The following is a 21660-nucleotide window of genomic DNA, read 5'->3' on the forward strand; positions in this document are numbered from 1 at the left end:
AGTCCAAACCATGACCGTCGTCTACAACATCGTCGTCGCCGCCCACCTGCTCGGCATGGCGGTGCTCGTCGGTGGTTACGCCGCGACGCTGCGCGCCCCGCAGATCACCGAGTTGATCGTGTGGGGCGCCCGGGCGCAGCTGATCACCGGCATCATCCTGGTCGGCATCGGCGAGGCCTCGCTGGACAAGGACTACAACAACACGAAGATCGCGGTGAAGTTCGTGATCTCGTTCGTGATCGTCGCACTCGCCGAGGTGGGACGCGCGCGGGAGAAGCGCGGCGACGGCATCGTCAACCTGGTCCATGCGGTCGGCATCCTCGCGATCGTGAACGTACTCGTCGCCGCCATCTGGAAGTGATTCCCAGCGAGCTGGCCGGTGTCCTGCGCTTCGATTCGGTAGTTGGGCAACTGACACCGCGCGATGCGCAGATGTACTGGCTTTCCAAGCGATTACTCAGCGATCAGCACCTGCTCTACGCCTTCGCCGGTGGCGACGCCGAACCCGATGAACTGCGCGAGTTCGTCGCCCAGCGATGCACCCGGATTGCCGATCTGCGGTTGCGCATTCGGGACGTGCCGAACAACCTCGACTACCCGTACTGGGTCGAGCGTGAATTCGGCCCCGATCAGGTGCTCGTACACACCCTCGCGGACCGGACCTGGGCTGCGGTGCAGCAGGCTATCGCCGAGCTGCTCGAGACGCCGCTCGATGCCCGGGTCTCGTCGTGGCGGCTGCACGTCTTCCGGAATGTGGAGGGCGCGCCGCACTGCGGATCCGACACGGCAATGATCGCCGTGCTGCACGTATCGCACGCCCTCGCCGACGGCCTCGGCGCGAGCGCCCTTGCCCGGGCGCTCTTCGCGCCTATCGACCCGCCCGACCTGCCGGTGCGGGCTCGGCCGGTTCCCGAGCCGGCGCTGGTCGCGCGCGGATTGGCGCGGCTGCCATGGCGGTTCTGTACCGGCCTGGTGGAGGGCTTTCTGTCCTATCGGGCCGAACAGGAACTGGACCGCGTGACCGAGGCCGGTGACGTAGCCGCGCCGGCGACGGGTTTGCCCCCCGCCGTGCTCAATGCCGATCCGGGCCCGACCCGGGAGGCCCGCATGATTGTCGTGCCCGCCGCCGGGCTGAGGGTGCCCGGCCGGACGGTCACCGTAGCGGTGATGACGGCGATTTCGACGGCGCTGGCCCGGTACCTCGAGGAAACCACCGGGACGCGGCCGGAGCGGTTGGGGGCCGAGGTCCCGGTCGCGTACCCGTATGCCCCGAACCGGGGTACCCGCAACAACTTCGGCAACGTGGGTGTCGACCTATATCCGGATTTGGCCGACCCCGTGGCTCGGGCCGCCGCCATCACGGCCTCACTCGCACTGCGTCGCGAGCGGTTTGCGCATCCGTTGATGGTGCGCAAACAACGCGTCGCGGAGGCACTTCCGGCGCTCGCCATGTGGCACGACGTCATGTCCTGGCCGTTGGATGCCGAGCCGACGACGGTCACCGGAAACACCGTGGTGTCGAGTGTGTTTCGCGGTGCCGACGATCTCGTCTTCGGCGGTGGCCGGGTGCGGTTCACTGCAGGGTTTCCCGCGCTGTCATCCGCTATGGGACTAACCCACGGCGTGCACGGCATCGGGGACACCGTCACCGTATCGGTGACAACGAGCAGCGCGCTGATGCCCGACGTAGATCGCTATGCCGAGCTACTGCGAGCCGAACTGGCGGCGGTCGCTGCCGCTGATCAGCCGGTGGGCAACCCGAAGTAGGCCGCTTCCACCGACTCTCGGTTGTTGCGGAGGTCGGCGGCGCTGCCGCTCAATGCGACCCGACCGTGGTGCAGCACCGTCGCGTTGTCGGCAATCGACAGGGCCAAGTCGATGTGCTGCTCGACCAGGACGACCGCCATGCCGCGCTGATCGGCGATCGAACGCACGGTCGGCAGCAGGTCCTGCACCGCGATCGGCGCCAGACCCAGGCTCATCTCGTCGATCAGCAGCACCTTTGGGTCGGTGAGCAACGCCTTTGCCAACGCGAGCATCTGCTGCTCGCCACCCGAAAGCAGTCCGCAACGCCGGTTCATCAGGCTGCGCAGCTTGGGGAAGTGGTCGAGGGTGGCATCGAGATCGCTGCCGCCCTTGCGCCGGGCAAGCCGCAGGTTGTCCGACACCGTGAGTCGGTGGAAAACCCCACGGTTGTCCGGGACCAGCGTCACACCGCGCCGGGCATTTCGCTCGATGCGCTTGTCGATCGGTTTGCCGAGGGCTGTGATGCTGCCCTGCATCGGCGCCAGTGCGCCGACGCACGCGAGCAGGGTGGTGGTCTTGCCCGCGCCGTTCGGCCCGAGCAGCGCGAGAATCTCGCCCTCACGCACAACCGCGTTGAGATCGCGCACCGCGGGCACGCCACCGTAGCCGGTGGTGAGCCCTTCGATTTCGAGTGCGACGGTGGAGGTTTCGGTGACGGTCACAGCTCAGCGCTCCTCGTCGTCGGTGGGTGGGGCCGAAAGCTCCTCGGCCGCACCGAGATACGCAGCAATAACCACAGGGTCGGTGCGCACCTCGCTCGGCGTGCCGGAGGCAATGACCTTGCCGAAATCGAGCACGTAGATCCGGTCGCACGCATCGAGCACGAGGGTCATGTCGTGGTCGATCAACAGCACCCCGACCCCCGTCTCCGCGACTCGGCGTAGCTCGGTGCCGAACTGCCGGCTCTCGTGGGTGTCCAGACCGGCCGCAGGCTCGTCGAGCAGGACCAGCCGAGTACCGCCGACCAGTGCGCGAGCGACGCCGACGAGCTTCTGCTGGCCGAGCGTGAGCTCATCGGGATGCCGGTCGGCCACCGCGGTGAGTCCGACGAGGTCGAGTGCCTCGGCGATCTGTTCCGCGGGTGCCGGGGTGCCGACGAAGATGTCGCGGAACATGGTCCAGACGCCGGTGCGCTGCACCGCGACCGCAAGGTTCTGCGCCACGGTGAGATCGGTGAACAGCTCACCGGCCTGCCAGGTGCGGGCCATGCCCGCATTGCGGCGGCGATGCGGTGCGGCGTGATCGATTCGGTTGCCGCCGAGCGATACCTCCCCGGTGGCCTTGGTGAACCCGGTGACCGCGTCGACGAAGGTCGTCTTTCCGGCGCCGTTCGGCCCGATCAGCCCCACCACCTCGCCGGGCGAGACGGACAAGGTAATCCGGTCATTGGCGATCACGCCGCCGTAGCGGACGGACAGATCGCGCGCTTCGAGCAGGGGCTGCGACGATGCGGTAGGTGGTGTCGTCGGATCGGCCGGGGGTGCGAGATCAGCCGGCATTGCTTACCTCCGGGGTCCGAGCGGTCGGCGGGTTCGATTCGGGCGCAGCACTGTCCGGTCTGCGACCACGCCGCGCTGCCTTGAACTTCTCGTACGCGTCGCGCGTGCCGCCGGCGATACCGAGCGGGTTGAGCACGGCTGCGAGGAGCAGACCGGCCGCCGCGATCAGCTGGTAGTACTCGCCGAGATCCAGAGTGTCGGTGAGGAATACGTATCCCACACCGAGCGGCCCGGCCAGTCCGGCGATCACCGCGCCGGTGACGCTGGTGATGCCGCCGACGTAGGTCATGGCCAAGAGCACAAGACCGGTGATGACGGTGAACGATGCAGCCGAGATCTGACCGCGGCTGTAGCCGATGAGGCAACCGCCGATGCCGGCCAGGAACGCCGAGACCGCGAAGCCAAGCAGCTTCGTTGTCGCGACGTTGATGCCGGCCGCGGCTGCCGCACGCTCGTTGGACCGCACCGCGAGGAACGCCCGGCCGGTCGCGCCGGCCATCATGCGCATTACTGCGATAGTGAGGACGGCGACCACCACGAGCACCATCATCGAGAACGAGACCGTGGTCAGGTTGCTGCCCTCGCGTACGCCGAGGTCGATGCCGAAGACGCTCGGATCCTCGATCAGGTTGCCCTCGAACGGTGTCAGCGACGGGTTGTTGAGCACGAAGCCCTGAATAGCCAGCGCCGCAGCCAATGTCACCACGGCGAGCTGGGCGCCACGGATGCGCAGCGCCGGAATGCCGACGACGACGCCGAAAGCGGTCGCGATGATCGCCGAGATCAGCATGCTGAACGGGAACGGCACGTTCCAATTGGTGGTGAGCTTCGACAGCGCGAACCCGGCGACACCGGCAAACGCCATGCTGGCCAACGAGATCTGGCCGAGGTAACCGGTGAGCAGCACAAGGGACAGCGCGATCAGCATCAGGATGATCGAAGTCACGACGCCGAACCGCCAGCTGCCCGACGTCAGGAGTATCGCGGCAACCGCGAGGAGAAACGCGATCACCATGGGGATCGGTCGCATCCGCGGAATGTAGACGGCCGGCATGCGGACAGCGTCCAGAACGCCGCGCGACGGGATGCGGCCGCCGAGGACGAACAGGGCCACGATCACCACGACGAACGGAATTGCTTCACCGAGTCCGGCCTGCGCCCACTCCGGCCACCACGATTTGGTTGCCAGCCAGATCAGCACGGCCTGGAACGATCCGAGCACAAGGCCTGCGGTGCAGGCGATACCGAACGAGGTGAGCCTGCCGACCAGTGCGACCGCGAGAGCGGGCACCACGTAGAAGGCGTAACTGGTGGAGTCGAGGCCGATCGTGGGTGCGCCGAGCACCACCACCAAGGCAGAAGAGGCGCCGGTGAGTGCCCAGACGATCGCAGCGAGCCGGTCGGGGGAGTATCCGGTGAGTCGGGCCGCCCGCTCGTCCTCCGCGCCGGCGCGGGTGGCGACGCCGAAGCGGGTGAACTTGAAGTATGCCCACATGATTGCGGTGAGCGCGATGGCAATGCCAGCCATGATCAGGTCGCTGATGTTGAGACTTGCGTCGAGGAACTCGATCGAGTCGGTGGGCAGGATCGGCTTGGCGAGCAGGTTCTTGTCGAACCGGATCATGACCAGCGACTGTAGGAAAAGCATCAGGCCAACCGAGGCCACCACCTGGCCGAGGACCGGCGCCTGCCGCAACGGCCGGAAGATCAGGTAGTGCGCGAGCAACGCAATGATCGTCGAACTCAGCACGCCGAGGAACACCGCGAGGCCCATTGAGGTTGGGTCGGCCTTGCTGCCGAGAGAGATGCTGCCGATGGGCAGGACGAGGGTTCCGTCCTTGCGCAAGGCCGCAACAACGTACGCGGCCCACAGCGCGATGGACCCCTGCGCGAAGTTGATGATGCCGGTCGCCGCGTAGATCCCGACCAGGGACGACGCGAAGACGGCGTAGACGGCGCCGGCCGCGAGGCCAAGCGAAACGAACTGTAGGAACTCTCCCATCACGCCTCTCTCATTTATGCGTCGCCCAGATCCGAACCAGGCGTGGACCGCCGCAAGTCGCGGCGGCCCACGCCCTTTGGGTTTGGATTACGTCGCGCCCGGGATCATCGCCATGATCTGCGGGTTCGGCGTGATGTAGCCGTCGCCGAGCGGCTTGATCGTCTGGTCACTGCCCACCTCGTACATCAGCATCTGGGTGGTGCAGTTCGGCGAGGTCGGCTTGTTACAGCTCACCACCGGGCCCAGGAAGCTCTGGAAGTCGGTGAGCCCCTTGAGCGTTGCCAGGATGGCCGGGCCGGTGAGCTCGGACTTGGCGGTGTTCAGCCCGTTCGCGATGTTCGCGAACGTTGCGAACGTGCTGTAGGTGTAGAAGTCCGCGGTGTCGCCCGCATCGGTGATGTAGCCCTCGGCGAGTTCGAGCTGTTCCTGCGCGAGTTGCGGTGCGGCATCCTTGGCCTGGTACATCCAGATCGGCGAATACATCTGGGCGCCTTCGGCCTTCGCTCCGAGCACCTCGATGAAGTCGGTGCAGGCCGCCATGAACTGGGTGCCCTGGTAGCCGACCGAGTCGAGCGACTGCGAGAGCTTCGTGCAGGTCGCCTCGTCCGGCGCGGCCATCAGGCCGCCGACGTCCGGATTGGTGTTCTGGATCGCGGTGGCAACCGCGGTGAAGTTCGGGTTGGCCGGCGGGTAGTACAGGCCCTTCACGTCGACGCCCATCTGCTGACCGACCGGTCCGAGGATCATGTCGATGGTCTGGTGCGTCGCCGGAAGGTCGGCGACCACCAGCGTGACCGACTTCTTGCCCTGCGACTGGAAGGACTGGAGAGCGCCGATCAGGAAGGATGCCTGCGGCGCCGCGAAGTACACCCGGTTATCGGGGCGTGAGCCGGTGACCGAATCGAACGGGATCTGCCCGATCATCGGGATTCCCGCCGATTCGAGAATCGGCAGTGCTGCGCTCGACGTGGTGTTGTAGCCGTCCACGGTGGCGACCACGCCGCCCTGGACGAACTGGTTCGCGCAGCCGATGGTGGACTCCGGCGAGGTGCCATCGACCGCACACTTCACGAGGTCGATGGGCTGACCGTTCAGCCCGCCGAGGGAGTTGTTGATGTAGTCGACCGCGGCGTCGGCGCCGACCCCGACACCGGGGTTGGTCACCGGGCCGGCCGTCGGATCGAAGAGGCCGATCTTCACCGGTGCGCCGCTGGCTTGCGTGCCCGACTCCGCCGCGGTGTCCGACGAACTGGAATCGTCGTCGCTGCTACACGCAGCGAGGCCGACGACAAGACATACGGATGCGGCCGCGGCCGCGAGAATCCGTCCCGATCTTGTGCGCATCCTGCACCTTTCCGACCGTGCGGTCGCGCGTCCAGGCGGCCGGCGGTCAGTCTTCGTGGACTCCGCTCGCGGGGGACGCGACCGGTGACTCAGCTCACGAATGTGATGTGAGTCACGTCAAGCTAACCGAGACTGAGGTTGACGTCAATATTGGTTTTTCTCAATTTTCATGGCTAGCCTCCGGAGTGATCCATGCCACATTCATGACGGATTTCCGACAGCGGGGAGGCTGAGTGAGCGAGGTCGTCGCGCGCCGAAGTCGGCACGACCCACGCCGGGAGCGAACCCGTGCGGCGCTGCTGCAGGCGGCCCGCCGCGTCTTCGAGCGAGATGGCTTCTATCCTGCGCGTTTGGCCGATATCACCGATGCCGCAGGCGTCTCCACGGGGACGCTCTACAACTACTACCGATCCAAAGAAGAGATTTTCCGCGATGTCATCACCGACGTCGCGCGCGAGCTGAGCGATGTCGCCGAGTACGCAGATGTGGACAGGCCGCGCGAACCGGTGGAGGGTCTTCGCGCTGCCAATCGGGCGTATGTGCACGGGTACCGACGCAATGCCCGGCTGATGCTGCTGCTACCGCAGATCGGTGACGAGGACATCCGCGCATTGCTCTCGACGATCATCGAGAACTACCAGGATCGGTTGATCAAGGCGATCAAGCGGTGGCAGCGCGACGGGCTCGTCTACACGGATATCGATGCCACCTACACCGCGCACGCCCTGACCTTCATGACGCAGCGGCTCGCGATCGCTGCATCGGAGGGGCCGGCTGGGTTCGAGTACGACGAGGAGTTGCTCGTCGCCACGATCAACCAGGTTTGGGAGCGCGCACTCGGCTTCGAACGGAATGACGGGTAGTTCACAACCCGCTCTCAGCAAATCCATGGTTATTAGTGATATGGGTCACACCTACTCCCGAAGTTCCGCTACTATTACCAAGGATTCGCCGGACACCAGCGGTGAATCAGGATTTTGGGTCGAAGCCCCGGTTGGCAGGTAACTGCCGAGCAATGATGGGGGTTCCGCGTGCTCCGGCTCCAAACGAGTGAGCCGAGAGAGCTATGACCGAGCAATTGGAGTCCGCAGTCCGCGGTGATCGGGCCGCGATCGGGCGGGTCATCGAACAGTGCCAGCCGCCAGTGGCGAGGTTCTGTCGGGCACTTGTCGGCAGTGCCGCCGGCGGATGGGCGGCGGCTGATCGTCTTGCCGATGATCTGCTTCCCCGAGTGGTGTCCACGGTCGTCTGCGACTGGGATTCCGCGCGTTCGCTGTACGGCTGGCTAACCGCGGCATTCGAGTTGCAGGCCGCGACCGACAACCGTCTCGCCGCACCGGCGCCCACCACACCGATGGCGATGGTGTCCCGCGCACTCGGTCGTCGCGCAGGAATGGTGTTGTGGCTCAGGGTGATCGAGGGGCTGTCCACGATCGAATGCGCACGCGCCCTCGGAATGCGTACCGGCGAGGTGCAGTTGCTGCAGCATCGCGTGCTCGAGTACCTGGGACACGGCACGGCGGCCGCGAGCTGATTGCCCGCGACCGCCGAATTGTGCTTTCCGGCTAGACCTTTGCCGGAACCGGTTCCTCCTTCGGCTGCTCCACCGGCACCTCGTCGGTGCTATCGATATCGAGGTTCGGCAGGATGCGATCCAGCCAGCCCGGCAGCCACCAGTTGTACCGGCCCAACAGAGCCATGCTGGCGGGGACCAGGATCATGCGCACCACGGTCACGTCGAGCAGCACCGCGACCGCGAGGCCGACGCCGATCATCTTGATCGTCAGTTCGGAGTCGAGCGCGTAGCCGGCGAACACGGCGACCATGATCGCGCCTGCTCCAGTGATGACGCGGGCGGTGGACGACAGTCCGCGGGTCACGCTCTCCCGGGCGTCACCAGATTTCAGCCAGTACTCGCGGACCCGCGAGAGCAGGAACACCTCGTAGTCCATCGACAGCCCGAACAGCAGGGTGAAGATCAGCAGCGGCACCCAACTCGAGACCGGGACCGCGTGCGGAAGGCCGAGCAGGCCTGCGCCCCAACCCCATTGGAAGACCGCAACCATCACGCCGTAGGTCGCGGCAACGGCGAGCAGGTTCATCAGGGCCGCCTTGATCGCGACGATCGGTGCCCGGAAAGCAACGGTGAGCAGCAACACCGCCATGCCGACGACGACCGCGATCGCCAGCCACAGCCGATGTGCGAGCCGGTCGGAGATCTCGTCCAGAACCGGGGTCATGCCGGTCAGGTAGCTGTCGGTCGGCAGTTGCGCGCGAAGCCGGTCCATGGTGCCGGTGGTCGCCTCAACGGCGGGACCGGTGGTCGGCACTACCTCGAGCACTGCCGCCGCACCGTCGGGGGCGACCATTGCCGGCGAGACCGCGGCGACGCCGGGGTCGTTCGCGAGCCGGTTGGCCAGCGCCGGCAGCGAGGTGGCCGGATTGTGCTCGAGATCGACTGCCACGAGGAACGGCCCGTTGGCGCCGGGACCGAACTCGGCGGCGGTCAGGTCGTAGGCGAGCCGCGTCGTGTTCGAGGTCGGCTGGCTGCCGGCGTCCTGCGGCCAGGTCCGCATCTGCAGCACCGGGGCGGCGAGCAGCAGCAACAATCCCAGCGCGGCAACGGCATACGGCAGCGGGCGAGCGCTGACCCGGCGGGCCCACCGCTCGGTGAGCGGCGGCTGGTTGCGTCGCGACTGACGCGGCGCGAGCCGGCGCATGTTGCGGCCGAATATCCGGAACCCGGCCAATCCGCACACTGCGGGAACCAGCGTGATCGACGCCAGCATGACGGCGGTCACCATCGCGAAGGCCGCGTAGCCGAACGAGGAATACACCGCCAGGCCCGCCATCCGCAGACCGAACAGCGAGATCAGCACGGTGGTGCCGGCGAAGATCACCGAGACGCCGGCGGTGCTGGTGGCGACACCCGCCGCCCGGTGCACGACCGCGGGACCGCCCACACCTCCCGAAGGACGCAGGGCGTCGGCGAAGCGGGTGACGAGCAGCAAGGCGTAGTCGATGCCGACTCCGACGCCGACCATTATTGCCGTGGTCGGCGCGTTCACGCTGATATCGGTGAAGCCGGCCATGATCGTGATCAGTGCCATGCCGACACCGACGCCGACCAGGGCGACCAGCAGAGGCAGCCCCGCCGCGACGATAGTGCCGAACACGAAAAACAGGATGATCAGTGCCGCGACGATGCCGATGGCCTCGGCCGTGCCACTCGGGGTCCCGACATTCTCAGGAACTTCGCCGCCGAGTTCGACCTGCAACCCGGACTGCTCTAGGGGTGCGGTCGCGGCGCGCAGGGCATCGATGCCCTCGGTGCCCTGGAAATCGGTCACCGGGATGTCGTAGTTGAGCCCGATGAGCGCGGTATCGCCGTCATCCGAGATGCGTGGCTGCGCAACGCGGCTCACGCCCTCGACATCGGCGAGGCGCTGCTGTAGCTCGGTGAGCTGCGCGGTGGATACCGGTCCGTTCTCGGAGTGCACGACCACGCGCGCATCAGTGCCGGAGAACTCGGGGAAGTGGGCGCGCAGCAGGTCGATCCCCGACTGGGAGGAGAGACCGGGCACGTTGTAGTTGTCGTGCGGCGTACCGCCGATGACGCCTGCGATACCGAACGCGGCGACGAGGATGGCAACCCAGGTGCCGATCACTCGCCAGGGATGGGCGGCGCTGGTTTCGCCGACCCGATACAGAAGCGCTCTCATGGTGTCCTCCGAGGACAGAAGTGGAGTGGTGTCCTCGAAAGGGTCGCGCCGGGTACTTGTGGTCGACTTGTAGTTCGTCAGGAACCGGCTCGAGCTGGGTAAATCAGGTGGTGAGTCGCTCGCGTGCCGCGGCGATCCACTGCGCGCAGCCGCACCGGGTCGCGACGTCCAATGCCACCGTGTAGTGCTCTTTTGCGGTGTCGGGATCGTCGAGCAGTCGTGCGAGATCGCCGAGCACGATATCGACCGGTCCCATCGCGAACGCCGCGGATACGCCGCCGCCGATCTGCCCGCGGTAGGCCAATAGCTCGCGATAGACCTCACGGGCATGCTCGGTGAGGTCGAGCGCAGCGACGGTCATGCCTCGGACCGTGAGCATCATGGAACGCAGGTAGTCGGGGCGGATCGGTGTGGGCCCGTCGTACAGTCGCCGGGCCCTTTCGCCGTCGCCCGCCGCGTGCCGCGCCAGTGCGAGCGCATCCACCACGGCGTCGGCCGCCTCCTCGTAGGACTCGAGCATCGGAGCCAGATCGGCGAGTTTGCCCTCGGTGTTCATCAGCGAAAACATCGCGAGCAGCAGAATGCCGTCGGCCAGCATCGCACCGTCCCGCTTCATCTGTATGTGTGCGTCGAGGAAGCACTCACGCGCGAGGTCCAGGTCGCCGCGCAGGTGATGGAGGAAACCGCGAGACATGCGGTTGATCGCCTGCGCCTGCCGCCACTGGAATCGGTCGGCGAGTCGTTCGGTCTGCGCGAGTTCGCGCTCCACACTCGCGAAATCCAGCACTGTCGCGGCGACCTGCATCGCCGCGAAATGGCCCATCAACGCAAACGCGGGCAAGGCTGCCCGCTCACCGAGCGTGGTCAGTTCGGTTATGTAGCGTTCGCGCTCCGCCTCTGCGCCCGGCACCTCGAACACCGAGATTCGGGCGGATAGTGCGAGCCCCAAGAGCTTTTGATCGGTGCCGCGACGCGCCGCATCGACCGCCTCGGTGGCCGCTTCGTAAGCGCGCTCGTTGCGGTCACCGGACACCTCCGCGACCAGAGCAATTTGGAGCCGGACGCGGGTCGCCTCGGCGAGGTCTGGGACCGCAAGTGCGTGCTCGATGCGTTCGACGACCCGCTCGTCGACATCGCCGTACGACCGGTTGACCCACGGGGTCGGGGTGTCCCAACAGGTGAGGGCAACGATCAGCAGGTCATCGCGCTCGGCGGCGCTGGCGATGTCGATCGCGCGATCCCGGGAAACGCGGGCTGCCATCGCGTCGCCGGCCAGAATCTCGGTGCCGCTCAACCGAGCCAGCACGGTCACAAGTTCTTCGGCATGTTCGCCGGGCAGGCGGTCGAGCGCGGCGATGGCGCGGCGGACGAACCCGGCTGCGGCGTCGTGCGCGAACCGCCGCTCGGCCTGATCCGCCGCGGCGAGCGCGGCATCCGCGGCGCGGCGCGCGGTGCTCGCGGACAGTGACTCACCGAAGTGGTGGGCCAGCGCCGCAACATCATTCGGCTGCAGTTCCTCGATCGCCTCGGCGACTCGCAAGTGCCACCGAGCGCGTCGCAGGCGGGAAATGTCCTGGTAGAGCGTGTCCCGCACGAGTGCGTGGGTGAAGCGGACGGTCCCCGGGTCCGGTTCGTCGAGCAGTCCGGCGACGACACCCGCCTCGATCGCATCGAGCACGGAGTCCTCATCGGCCTCGCTCGAGCGCAACAGCACCTCGATATCGGCTTGCCGGCCGACCACCGCGGCCATGCGGAGCGCGGCCACCGAGATTTCCGGCAGCCGGGAGAACCGGCGGCGAAGCACGTCGCGCACGCCCTCGGGAACTTCGGAGGTGGCGACGAGCTCGCCCTCGCTGCCCAGCAGGCGCGCGCTTTCACGCAGGTAGAACGGATTCCCCCCGGTGCGTTCGAGCAATGCCGACACCGTCTGGGGATCCGGGGTGGTACCCGAGACCGCGGCGAGCAGTGCGGCGGCGGGTTCGGAGGCCAGTCCAGCGAGTTTGATGCGAGCCTGGGTGGCCTTCGCGATGGCGGCCAACGCGCCCTCGAGTCGTGGGCTCACCTCGTCCGGCCGGTAGGCGACCACTGCGAGAACAGCGGTGTTGTCCACGATGCTGCTCAGCAGCGCAAGGGTTTCCGCATCGCCGCGATGGACGTCATCGAGCACGATCGCCAAGGGGCGCTGTGTGGTGACCTCGGCGAGGTATCGGGCGACGGCTCGATGCAGCATGAATCGTCCGAAGGAGGCATCGGTATCGGCGGCCGTGACCAGGCTGTCGTCGAGCAGCGGTGCCAACGCGTCGCCGTTCTCGCCGGGATCGACCGCCGCGGTGAGCGAACGCAGTGCCTCGACCCACGCCCACGCGGGCGGTGCGCCCTCGGTCTCGGGGCAGCGACCGACGGTGACGAGCCAGTCTTCCGCCTCGAGTTCGCGCCGGAACCGATTGAGCAGCAACGACTTTCCGCTGCCTGCCTCGCCGCTGAGCAACACCACGCGGGACCGGGCCGGGTCGGTGCCGGCCGCGCGATGCAACTGCTCGAGTTCCGCTTCGCGACCGACGAAGCCTTCTGTTGCTGCGGCGGGTTCGTCGGGCAATGCTGCACGGGCGGGTCCGGCAGGCTCCTCCGGTTGTGCAGTGGCGGTTCGTGCCGTTGCCTCGGCGTGCGGGCGGGAGACCGGGATCCGTTGCGCGAGTAAGTCGCTCTCCAACTGCACGAGCGCCGGCCCGGGATCGATGCCCAGTTCGTCGGCAAGCACCTCGCGCGCCTGTCGAAGTGCGGCAAGTGCATCGGCCTGCCGCCCCACCGCGTATCTGGCCAGGGCGAGCAGTCGCCAGCCCTCCTCGCGCAACGGATGTTCGCGGGTGAGCGCTTGTGCCTCGGCGGCTGCGGCACTGGGGTCGCCGGCGTCGAGTGCGGCCGTCGCGAGCATTTCCCGCGCCGCCAGCCGCAGGTCTTCGAGCCGCGTCGCCTCGGGCTGGGCCCACGGTTCGGCCGCGAACTCGGCGTAGGCCGGCCCGTTCCACACCGAGAGGGTCTCTTCGATGGCCGCGCGACGTTGCCGCGGGTCGGCGATGCCGGGCGCGGCGCGCACTGCCGCCTCGAATCGCCACGCGTCGACGGAGTTGGTGTCGAGCCGTACCGCGTATCCCGGCGGGCTGCTGATCAGCACCGACGCGGGCGCGCGTGGGGCGCGATCTGGCTCGAGCAGGCGGCGCAGATTGGAGATGTAGGCCTGCAGCGCGCCAAGGGCGCGCGGCGGTGGTTCGCCGTGCCAGAGGTCGTCGATCAGCCGATCGACCGAGACGACGTCACCACGCGCGACGAGGAGCAGCGCCAGCACACTGCGTTGCCTGCGGCCACCGAGGTCGACCGGATCAGGTCCCGGACCATCGCCGTCGAGCGGCATCGGAGCGTCCCCGGCCTTGTCGACGGTTGCGGCAAGCGAGCCGAGCACCCGGATGCGAATCATGACCGATTCAGCCTAGGACGAGTCGGTTGCTAGTGCGCTACAAGTCGTCGACAAGTAGGCCGGGCGATTCTCGTTGCAGTCCATCGACCAGCCCAGCAAGGAGCAACGCCATGACTGCCACCATCGACACCGCCGCCCGCCCGGACACCGGCGAAATGGTGATCGTGCACAACACGTTCCGCCGCCACTTCAGCGCGCTGCCCGGACTGGTGCGCGGCGTCGCCGATGGCGATGTCGAGCGCGCACAGCGCGTGGTCTCCTTCGTAGAGGAGCTGTCCACCGGCTTGCATCATCACCACACCACCGAGGACGAGATGATGTGGCCGCTGCTGCTCGACCGCGCGCCCACCGACAGCGCGCTCATCCTCCGCATGGAAGAGCAGCACGAGCGCATTGCCGAACTCAACGAGCGCGCCCAGGCCCAGGCAGCCCGGTTTGCCGAAACCGCCGACTGGGGTGTCCGCGAGGATCTCGCGAAGACCCTCACCGAACTTTCGGCCCGGCTCGATGAGCACATGGGTGAGGAAGAGCAGCACATCCTGCCGGTCGTCGAGACGGTCATGAGCGTCGAGGAGTGGGCGGCCATGGGGGAGCGCGGCCGCGAGGGCATCCCGAAGGATCGCCAGCTCGTCTTCCTCGGCTTCATCCTGCAGGGCGTGTCGTCGCAGGACCGCAAGAAGTTCCTTGCCGAGATGCCGCTGATCGCCCGGGTGATGTGGCGGCTGATCGGCAAGCGGACCTACGCCAAGGAGTACCGCGAGATCTACGGGACCGATCCGGACTGGAACTCCTGATCAGCTGCCGATATGGAAGTGCGCGCCCGCCACAAGCGGGCGCGCACTTCCTGCGTTCGAACACTGCGTTGTCAGGCCGGGCGGTACTTCACCGCGGTATGCGATCGCGACACTCGCGATATGCCACGCCCGAGGCGACGCAATCGGCGAGGCCGCTCTGAATATCCCCGGACGTGGGCGGATCGCCGCAGAGGATCCCGCATTGCAGGTAACCGGGCACGATCTTGCCGTCGGGCCATCGGCACACATCGGTGCAGGTGTAGCCGCGCGTGTTGGGATCGCTGCGCAATCCGTCGGGGCTATACGTCCACACCCAGGCATCGGTCGCGATAACCCGCCTGCAATAGACGGTCTGCCCGTTCGAAACATGCGCGACGGCGCCGTGGTCGGCGCAGTAGTCGTTGAGGTTCACGAGCGGGCCGGGTGGTCCTAGTGGTGCGCTGGCAGCGGGTGCCGCCGCCCCGAGCCCGAGCAGGATGACGGCGCCGGCCACGACACCGAGCGGACCGCTCCCGGCGCGAAAATGTTGTCTCAAACGCGGCATCCCAAGCTCCTCGCGAGTTGTTTCTTTGCGCAAGGTAACTGTGGCGTACATCACGCTTTCTTTCGATGCGTGTCGTGCCGACGCGCTCGGGCGTTACCCCGGGTTCGGGCCGTCGATGGCTCTCGGCGTGGGTTTCCGATCAGCCGAAGGCACGGCGCGGAAGCTGCACACACCCCAATCATGGTGCGCACCTGTGTTTTCGTGGCTACGGGTCAGCAGGACTGCCACTCGCCGAACGGCGGCGGGCCTTCTCCGTGCACCTTGATGTCGCCCTGGTCCTTGCGGTGCATCCATTCGTAGCCGTGCAGCACGTGCTCCTCGGATCCAGCGCTCTCGAACACCACGAGATCGCCGTTCGGCCGCTGCTCGAATGCGAATCCGCTATTCGGAGCGATGACCCACCACTTCTCTTTGCTCATGGCGAAACGCCCAATCCGTGATCGATTCTCAGCGGACGAATCTCACCGTACTCGCGGCAGGAGGGCGCTGGAACCAATGAAACAACAGTGGCGTAAGTTGCTGATGAGTCTGGCGTAACCAATGTGGTTTGTGGTGGAATAGCGAAACCCCAAAACGTTACCGGCGCGTCTGTGCAGGATGGGGAAGGCGCGCCGGTAACTTCCCCGGATTCTCGGTCGAAATGAGGAGGGGCGCCAATGCAAGTTTCGCGCCGCAATCTGTTCCGGTTGACGGCCGCCGGCTCGGTAGCCGTCGGAATGGCCGGACTCGCCCCGGGGATTCCGCAGGCTCGGGCCGACAATCTCGGCACCCTGATCGACTACGCCGGTGGTGTCCCGTCCGCCGACGCGATCGCCGCCGCCGGCCACACCGGGGTGATCCGCTACGTCTCCGATCGGCGCCCGGGCGCCGAGTGGATGGCAGGCAAGCCGTTGAAGGCCAGTGAGGTCGACGCACTCACCGAAGCCGGACTCGAGATCGTGTCCTGCTACCAGTTCGGCAAGGGCCCGACCGCCGACTGGCGTGGCGGTCTCGAAGCCGGCAAGAAGCATGCTGCGCGCGGCCTCGAACTGCACAATGCCGCGGGCGGCCCGGACCACGCGCCGATCTACGCCTCGATCGATGACAATCCGACAGCCATCGACTTCGCGACCATGATCGCGCCTTATCTGCTCGGCTGGCAGTCCGTGGTCGGCCCGGATCGGACCGGGGTCTACGCCAATTCGCCGACCATCGACCTCGCGCACACGGCTGGGCTTGGCCGCTGGTACTGGCAGCATGACTGGGGCACACCGGACGGGCACGTGACAACGGCAGCGCATCTGCACCAGTTCGCGATCGACGATGACACAGTCGACGGGGTCGGTGTCGACCTCAACGCAATCCTGAAGCCGGACTACGGACAGTGGTCGCTGGCCTGATCCGGCCCGAGTAACTCAACCGCGACCAAAGGAGGACGCCATGCCACAGCTCCTACTGAACCTCGCCTACTGGGTCGGTGCCACGGCCTACGAACTCAGCTCGCAATTCGTGCAGTCGGGCTTCAAGCTTCCTATCTAAGCTGCCGGCCGAGTCAGGTCGCCTGGCGGTCGAGCGCCGTCATCGCTTCTTCCAATGTCGCCGCGACGTCGTCGACCTCGCCTGCCACATGGGCTTCGGCCAACGCTGTCCGAACCCGTTCGGCGGGGACGTTCGCTACGCGCACTCGCGTACCGGCGAGCGTGACAGGCATCCCGGTCGCATCGAGTGCCGCGAATGCGTCCTGCCACCGATCGGTGCGCACCTCCACCGCGGTGGTATCGCCGATGATGTCGCGCTCATGTCCACCGGCGACCTTGCGCCCGTGCGACATCAGCACCAGCCGATCGCACTGCTGGGCCTCTTGCATGTAGTGCGTGGTGACCAGCACCCCGACTCCCGCGTCGGCCTGTTCGTGAATCGTGTCCCAGAGCCGTGCACGCGCGAGCGGGTCGACACCCGAAGTCGGTTCGTCGAGCACAAGCAGCTCGGGAGCGTGCGAAAGCGCGGCCAGGAACGCGAGCTGGCGCTGACGGCCCAAGCCGACCGCACCGACGAGCATGTCGCGCTGGGTGCGCAAGGACTCCGGTAGCTCGGGCTCGTCGGTGCCGAACGCTTCCGCGCTGAACGCAAGGTTCTCGGTGACGGTCAGATCGTCGTATAGCCCGAGACCCTGCGGAACGTAGCCGAGCCGCTGCCGCGTTGCGCGCGAAGGGGGTTCGCCGAACAGCCGCAGAATTCCCCAGGTGGGATGCAGGAGTCCGAGCAGCATGCGAATCACGGTCGTCTTGCCGGCACCGTTGGCACCGAGCAGGCCGACGATCTCGCCCGAATGCACCTCGAGGGAGACGTCGTCGACGGCCGTGAAGTCACCGAATGTTCGCGTCACGCGATCGACGGTCACCAATGGCTCAGTCATGCGCCACCCCGTTCGGTTGTGTGGTGGACTCGCGAGCGAGCGCCGCCGAGATGACCGCGTCCTCGAGGTCGCGGTCGAGCCGCTCTCCACCCGCGGGTGCGCCATCGGCCGACCATTCCCGGTATTCGCGTCCGCGCCGCCAGGCCCGGGTTCGCACCGTTGGCGTGGTGACGCGGTACACCGCACCGGGAGCCTCGGCGATTACCTTTTCGGGCGGTCCGTAGAGCAGAGCCTTACCTGCGTCGAGCACGAGCACCGACGACGCCCGTTCGGCCTCGTCGAGGTAGGTGGTCGCCATGGCCACCGCTGCGCCCCTCGCCGCGGCCTGGGAGATCATGCGCCACAGGTCAACTCGGCTCACCGGGTCCACGCCGGTACTCGGTTCGTCGAGCACGAGCAGCCGTGGTTCGTGCAGCATGGCCAGGCTGAACGCAAGTTTCTGCCGCATTCCGCCGGAGAGTTGCCCGGCGAGTCGATCGCGGGCCTTGGTCAGCCCGGCTCCTTCGAGCAAAGTGTCTTGGCGCTGTGTGAGTTCACGCCCGCGGATGCCATAGGCCGACGCGAAGAAGGCGAAGTTCTCGTCGACAGTCAACTCGCGCCAGACGCCGGAAGTGGTTGGCATGAAACCGATATCGCGCAGCGGCGGCGTCGACACCCGGCCGAGTTCGGGAAGTATCGCGCCTGCGATGGACCGCAACAGGGTGGTCTTGCCTGCCCCGTCGCCACCGACGACGGCGACGACCTCGCCGTCCGGAATCGCGAGCGAGACGTCGTCGAGTGCGAGGGTCTTCCCGTACCGGACGGTGAGACTCTCGGCACCCCAAGCCTTCCGGCTTCCACCGTGCCGAGTCACGGGACGGCCCGTTCGGGCGCCGGCCGTTCCTTGTGCTGCCGCGGTGCGAGGTCACGCCGGAAGCGCAGCACCGCACCGGTGAAGACGACGATCGCCATGCCGGCGAGGACGACGAACGGCAGCCAGAGCGAAGCGATCGATGCGCCCCGCAGCATGATGCCCTGGCTGATCTGAACGAAGTACGTCAGCGGCAGGCAGTAGCCGATCCAGCGGATCGCGATCGGCATGGCCTGTAGCGGAAAAATAAAGCCGGACAACAGGATCTGCGGCATCAGGAACAGTATCGCGGTCTGAATCGCCTGCCCCTGGGTTTGCGACACAGTCGAGATGAACACGCCGATGCCGAGCACAACGAACAGGAAGATTGCGCCACCGAGGACGAACGCGAACGGACTGCCGTTGAACGGCACGTCGAACAGCCACATGCCGAGCACGGTCACGAGCAGCATGTCGATTGCGGCAAGGATGAAGTACGGCGCGATCTTGCCGACGATGACATCCGAGGGCCGGAATGGCATGACCGCCAACTGTTCCAGTGTGCCCGCCTGTCTCTCCCGGACAAGGCCGAGGCTGGTGATGATCGTGCCGATGAACGTGAGAATCAGCCCGACGAGTGCGGGGACCATCACCCACGACGTGGTCAGGTCGGGGTTGAACATGATGTCCACCTGCACCTTGTTGCCGGCACGCCCGAAGGCGCTCGCAGCGGTCTGCGCGACAAAGAGGTTCGACCCATCGACGTAGGCAGTGGGCGGCGTGGTCGAGGTGTCGATCACGACGTCGGCCTTGTTGTCGCGCACCCGGTCCTGGGCCGACTGGGAGTCCGCCGATGTGTCTACCTCGGTGACATCGAACAGGCCGGGCAGTGCGGAGCCGACGGCCTCGGCGTGCGGTCCGACGACGTGAGTGGAGATGCTCGAGATGGTGAAGTTCGCGGCGTAGCCGAAAATCACCAGCAGGACGATCGGCAGCGCGACAAGCATTGCCACTGTGCGCTTGTCCCGGCGGAGTTCCCGGAACTCCTTGAGGATCATTGCCCTCATAGCAGCCCTTTCGTAGACTGGCCAGAGCATAAATTCGACAAGCGGGGAAATACTTCGTGTAGCCCAAATCTAAGGACGTTGAGTGCGATGGTCAAGCCCCCAGCAGGTGACACGTCCGCCAAACGGGCGCGCGGCCGCCGGCCGGGTGTCGGTACCACCCGCGACGCCATCCTCGACGCGGCTCGGCGCCAATTCGCCGAGCGCGGCTACGACAAGACCACTGTGCGCGGTGTCGCGGCCGAGGCGGGTGTAGATCCGAAGGCGGTGACGCACTGGTTTCCCGCCAAGCAGGACTTGTTCGTTGCCGCAGTCGAACTGCCGGTGCGCCCGGCCGACGCGCTGCGGCACGTGCTCGCCGCCGGGACGCTGGAAACTATGGGGGAGCGGCTTGTCGCGGAGCTGCTCGGCAGACTCGAGGATCCCGTCATTCGCGATCGCATGCTTGCGTTCTTTCGCGCTGCGGTCAGTGAACCCGCGATCGCCGCCACGTTCCGCGAAATCATCCTGCGAGACGGCCTGCTGCCCGTCGCCGAACTTCTCGGTGGCGACGAGGCTCGGCTGCGCGCCGAACTGCTGGCCAGCCAGATGATGGGTTTGATTACCGCCCGCTATGTGATCGCGGTGGAACCGCTGGCGTCACTGCCGGCTGCCGACGTTGCGCGGCTCGTCGGGCCCACGCTGCAGCGCTATCTCACGATGCCGATCGGCGGGGAGCAGGCGTAGCTAGGTCTGGGTGTGATGCATCGAGTCGTCGCGCAACTCGGGCTCGTCGGGCACCACGCGCAGATCCGGGTGTGTTTCGGGAGCACTGTGGTCGCCGCGCCAGGCCATCATCGACCAGCGCGACAGACCCGATAGGGCCGAGCCGAGGCTGGCGAACGACGCGCTCGAAATCACCGACGCGAACGAGAACGCGGAACCGACCGACAGCACCGATCCGACGCTTCCGATCGAGAGAATTGAATAGGCCGACCCGATGGAGAGAATCGAACCCTCCGAACCGATGGACAGGATCGAACGGTGGTTGTGACCAGAATGAAAAACCCGGCTGGTTGTCACCAGCCGGGTTTATCACATGTCGAGCGATCAGGCGACGGTAAACATGCCAACCGTCGGGAGGAAGGAGCACGTGATCGGGGCCTTGCCCTCGGCCTGAGTGGTCAGCGAACCGGAAACCAGCGCGACAACGCGACCGGCACCCGTGTCGGCGATGGCGCTCAGCGTGGCCGGGCCGTCGGGGTGGTTGATCTTGGCGTCGTCCGTAAGGTTCTGGGTCGCGGTCTTGCGGGTGTCCAGGTTCAACCAGGTCACGGTCAGCGGCGTGTCCTGCTTGGCGGTCGGACTATCGGTGCCGAGCGCGGTGAACACGAAACCGACCTGGTGTGCCTTCGGTCCGGGCGGGGGCAGCTGCGCCGGGCCGGGCACGGCCAGGGCAGCACCAACCGAGTCTCCACCGTCACCGATGCAGCCGCGGCCCAGGGTCGGGTACAGGAACTGCGAAATGACCGGGCCGTTCTTCGGGATATCCGGTCCGCCTCCGCCGCTGCCGTCGAGGAAGGTGATGACGCGCGCGAGCGTCGACTTGATCTGCGGCGGCAGGGCGGAGTTCTCGATCAGGGTCTTCGCCTGGGCGAGCAGCGCATTCTGCGGGTTGGCAGCGACCTCGCGAGGCTTGGCCAGCTCGGCCGGGTCCGTGATGGGCTTGGCGTCGGCGGGGCCGGCGACGGCGCCGATGATCGCCGGTGCGAGGGCGGCCAGCGCGTCGACATTGACGTCCTTGCCCACGACCGGATGGAAGAGCGACTCGACATCGAGCGGGGTGCCAGGCACCCAGCTCAGCTTCGGCGCGTCCTTCTCAGCTGCGTCCTCGGGAGCAGCTATGGCGGCAGTAGCGGTGCCAAGCGTGGCGCACGCGGTCAGCGCGACTGCCACAGCCACGCGCCGCAGATCTCGGGTGCGATGCACTCTGTCCCCTCCAGTTTTCGGGCAAACGGACGATAACAGTCCGGTTACCGACTCGGGACGACACTTTAGATAGCGCACGAGCAGTTGTACAGTCGCGATCTTCCCGCGCGAGAAAGCCTTATCTATCTTACTCCTGACCGCCCGCAGGAGATCCCGTCGAACGACCGTAACCCGAAACGCGTGTTACTGATGTGACTGGTGATGCAATTGTTACTACAAAT

General features: G+C 66.6%; 20 protein-coding genes. 7 read left to right on the forward strand and 13 right to left on the reverse strand.

What is annotated here, in order from left to right; translation table 11 throughout:
- Positions 1-10: 10 nt before the first annotated feature.
- Positions 11-361, forward strand: coding sequence for a hypothetical protein (locus A8G08_RS20000; protein WP_068278112.1), 351 nt, complete (start codon positions 11-13; stop codon positions 359-361).
- A complete protein-coding gene (locus tag A8G08_RS20005) occupies positions 358-1767 on the forward strand; it encodes a WS/DGAT domain-containing protein (RefSeq protein ID WP_245672915.1) in 1410 nt (469 codons plus the stop codon). The genes A8G08_RS20000 and A8G08_RS20005 overlap by 4 nt, the downstream gene beginning before the upstream one ends.
- On the opposite strand, the gene A8G08_RS20010 is transcribed toward A8G08_RS20005, so the two are convergent.
- From A8G08_RS20010 to A8G08_RS20025, 4 genes are all read right to left on the reverse strand, one after another.
- A complete protein-coding gene (locus tag A8G08_RS20010; protein ID WP_068278114.1) occupies positions 1743-2468 on the reverse strand; it encodes an ABC transporter ATP-binding protein in 726 nt (241 codons plus the stop codon). The genes A8G08_RS20005 and A8G08_RS20010 overlap by 25 nt on opposite strands.
- A gap of 3 nt (positions 2469-2471) precedes the next feature.
- Complete coding sequence (locus A8G08_RS20015) at positions 2472-3305, reverse strand: ABC transporter ATP-binding protein (RefSeq protein WP_068278116.1); 834 nt, start codon at positions 3303-3305, stop codon at positions 2472-2474.
- The gene (locus A8G08_RS20020) at positions 3295-5307 is read right to left on the reverse strand and encodes an ABC transporter permease (RefSeq protein WP_068278120.1); all 2013 of its coding nucleotides are present in this window, start codon (positions 5305-5307) and stop codon (positions 3295-3297) included. The genes A8G08_RS20015 and A8G08_RS20020 overlap by 11 nt, the downstream gene beginning before the upstream one ends.
- A gap of 87 nt (positions 5308-5394) precedes the next feature.
- A complete protein-coding gene (locus tag A8G08_RS20025; protein ID WP_068278122.1) occupies positions 5395-6651 on the reverse strand; it encodes an ABC transporter substrate-binding protein in 1257 nt (418 codons plus the stop codon).
- A gap of 233 nt (positions 6652-6884) precedes the next feature.
- Here A8G08_RS20025 and A8G08_RS20030 point away from each other — a divergent pair, with 233 nt between their 5' ends.
- Both A8G08_RS20030 and A8G08_RS20035 read left to right on the forward strand, forming a co-directional pair.
- Complete coding sequence (locus A8G08_RS20030) at positions 6885-7514, forward strand: TetR/AcrR family transcriptional regulator (protein WP_068278124.1); 630 nt, start codon at positions 6885-6887, stop codon at positions 7512-7514.
- A 203-nt stretch (positions 7515-7717) separates the two neighbouring features.
- Complete coding sequence (locus A8G08_RS20035; RefSeq protein ID WP_068278125.1) at positions 7718-8185, forward strand: hypothetical protein; 468 nt, start codon at positions 7718-7720, stop codon at positions 8183-8185.
- A 31-nt stretch (positions 8186-8216) separates the two neighbouring features.
- Here the strand turns inward: A8G08_RS20035 and A8G08_RS20040 are convergent, their stop codons facing one another.
- Together A8G08_RS20040 and A8G08_RS20045 are read right to left on the reverse strand one after the other, a co-directional pair.
- Positions 8217-10373: an MMPL family transporter gene (locus A8G08_RS20040; protein WP_068278127.1), complete on the reverse strand. Its 2157-nt coding sequence runs from the start codon at positions 10371-10373 to the stop codon at positions 8217-8219.
- A gap of 103 nt (positions 10374-10476) precedes the next feature.
- Positions 10477-13845, reverse strand: coding sequence for an ATP-binding protein (locus A8G08_RS20045; protein ID WP_068278129.1), 3369 nt, complete (start codon positions 13843-13845; stop codon positions 10477-10479).
- Between the two features lie 110 nt (positions 13846-13955).
- Here A8G08_RS20045 and A8G08_RS20050 point away from each other — a divergent pair, with 110 nt between their 5' ends.
- On the forward strand, positions 13956-14639 hold the full coding sequence (locus A8G08_RS20050; protein WP_068278131.1) for a hemerythrin domain-containing protein: 684 nt from the start codon (positions 13956-13958) through the stop codon (positions 14637-14639).
- Between the two features lie 88 nt (positions 14640-14727).
- Here A8G08_RS20050 and A8G08_RS20055 read toward each other — a convergent pair whose 3' ends face one another.
- Together A8G08_RS20055 and A8G08_RS20060 are read right to left on the reverse strand one after the other, a co-directional pair.
- On the reverse strand, positions 14728-15183 hold the full coding sequence (locus A8G08_RS20055; protein WP_157108682.1) for a hypothetical protein: 456 nt from the start codon (positions 15181-15183) through the stop codon (positions 14728-14730).
- 212 nt (positions 15184-15395) lie between these two features.
- Complete coding sequence (locus A8G08_RS20060) at positions 15396-15602, reverse strand: maltose regulon activator MalT (protein WP_068278135.1); 207 nt, start codon at positions 15600-15602, stop codon at positions 15396-15398.
- A gap of 237 nt (positions 15603-15839) precedes the next feature.
- Between A8G08_RS20060 and A8G08_RS20065 the strand changes: the two genes are divergently transcribed.
- Positions 15840-16562, forward strand: a complete 723-nt coding sequence (locus tag A8G08_RS20065; protein WP_068278137.1) for a DUF1906 domain-containing protein — start codon at positions 15840-15842, stop codon at positions 16560-16562.
- 152 nt (positions 16563-16714) lie between these two features.
- On the opposite strand, the gene A8G08_RS20070 is transcribed toward A8G08_RS20065, so the two are convergent.
- The 3 genes from A8G08_RS20070 to A8G08_RS20080 are packed head-to-tail and all read right to left on the reverse strand — an operon-like array spanning position 16715 to position 19474.
- Entirely contained in the window at positions 16715-17578 is an 864-nt protein-coding gene (locus A8G08_RS20070) for an ABC transporter ATP-binding protein (RefSeq protein ID WP_068278139.1), read from the reverse strand.
- Positions 17571-18431, reverse strand: coding sequence for an ABC transporter ATP-binding protein (locus A8G08_RS20075; protein ID WP_068278141.1), 861 nt, complete (start codon positions 18429-18431; stop codon positions 17571-17573). Before A8G08_RS20075 ends, A8G08_RS20070 begins: the two co-directional genes overlap by 8 nt.
- Positions 18428-19474 (reverse strand): ABC transporter permease, encoded by a 1047-nt coding sequence (locus A8G08_RS20080; RefSeq protein WP_068278143.1) that lies wholly within the window; start codon positions 19472-19474, stop codon positions 18428-18430. Before A8G08_RS20080 ends, A8G08_RS20075 begins: the two co-directional genes overlap by 4 nt.
- A gap of 87 nt (positions 19475-19561) precedes the next feature.
- Between A8G08_RS20080 and A8G08_RS20085 the strand changes: the two genes are divergently transcribed.
- A complete protein-coding gene (locus tag A8G08_RS20085) occupies positions 19562-20197 on the forward strand; it encodes a TetR/AcrR family transcriptional regulator (RefSeq protein WP_068278145.1) in 636 nt (211 codons plus the stop codon).
- On the opposite strand, the gene A8G08_RS20090 is transcribed toward A8G08_RS20085, so the two are convergent.
- Positions 20198-20536, reverse strand: coding sequence for a hypothetical protein (locus tag A8G08_RS20090; RefSeq protein ID WP_068278147.1), 339 nt, complete (start codon positions 20534-20536; stop codon positions 20198-20200).
- A 24-nt stretch (positions 20537-20560) separates the two neighbouring features.
- Positions 20561-21439, reverse strand: a complete 879-nt coding sequence (locus A8G08_RS20095; protein ID WP_084436589.1) for an Rv1157c family protein — start codon at positions 21437-21439, stop codon at positions 20561-20563.
- Positions 21440-21660 lie beyond the last annotated feature (221 nt).

The organism is Aldersonia kunmingensis (genome assembly GCF_001646865.1).
Taxonomy (GTDB): Bacteria; Actinomycetota; Actinomycetes; order Mycobacteriales; family Mycobacteriaceae; genus Aldersonia; species Aldersonia kunmingensis.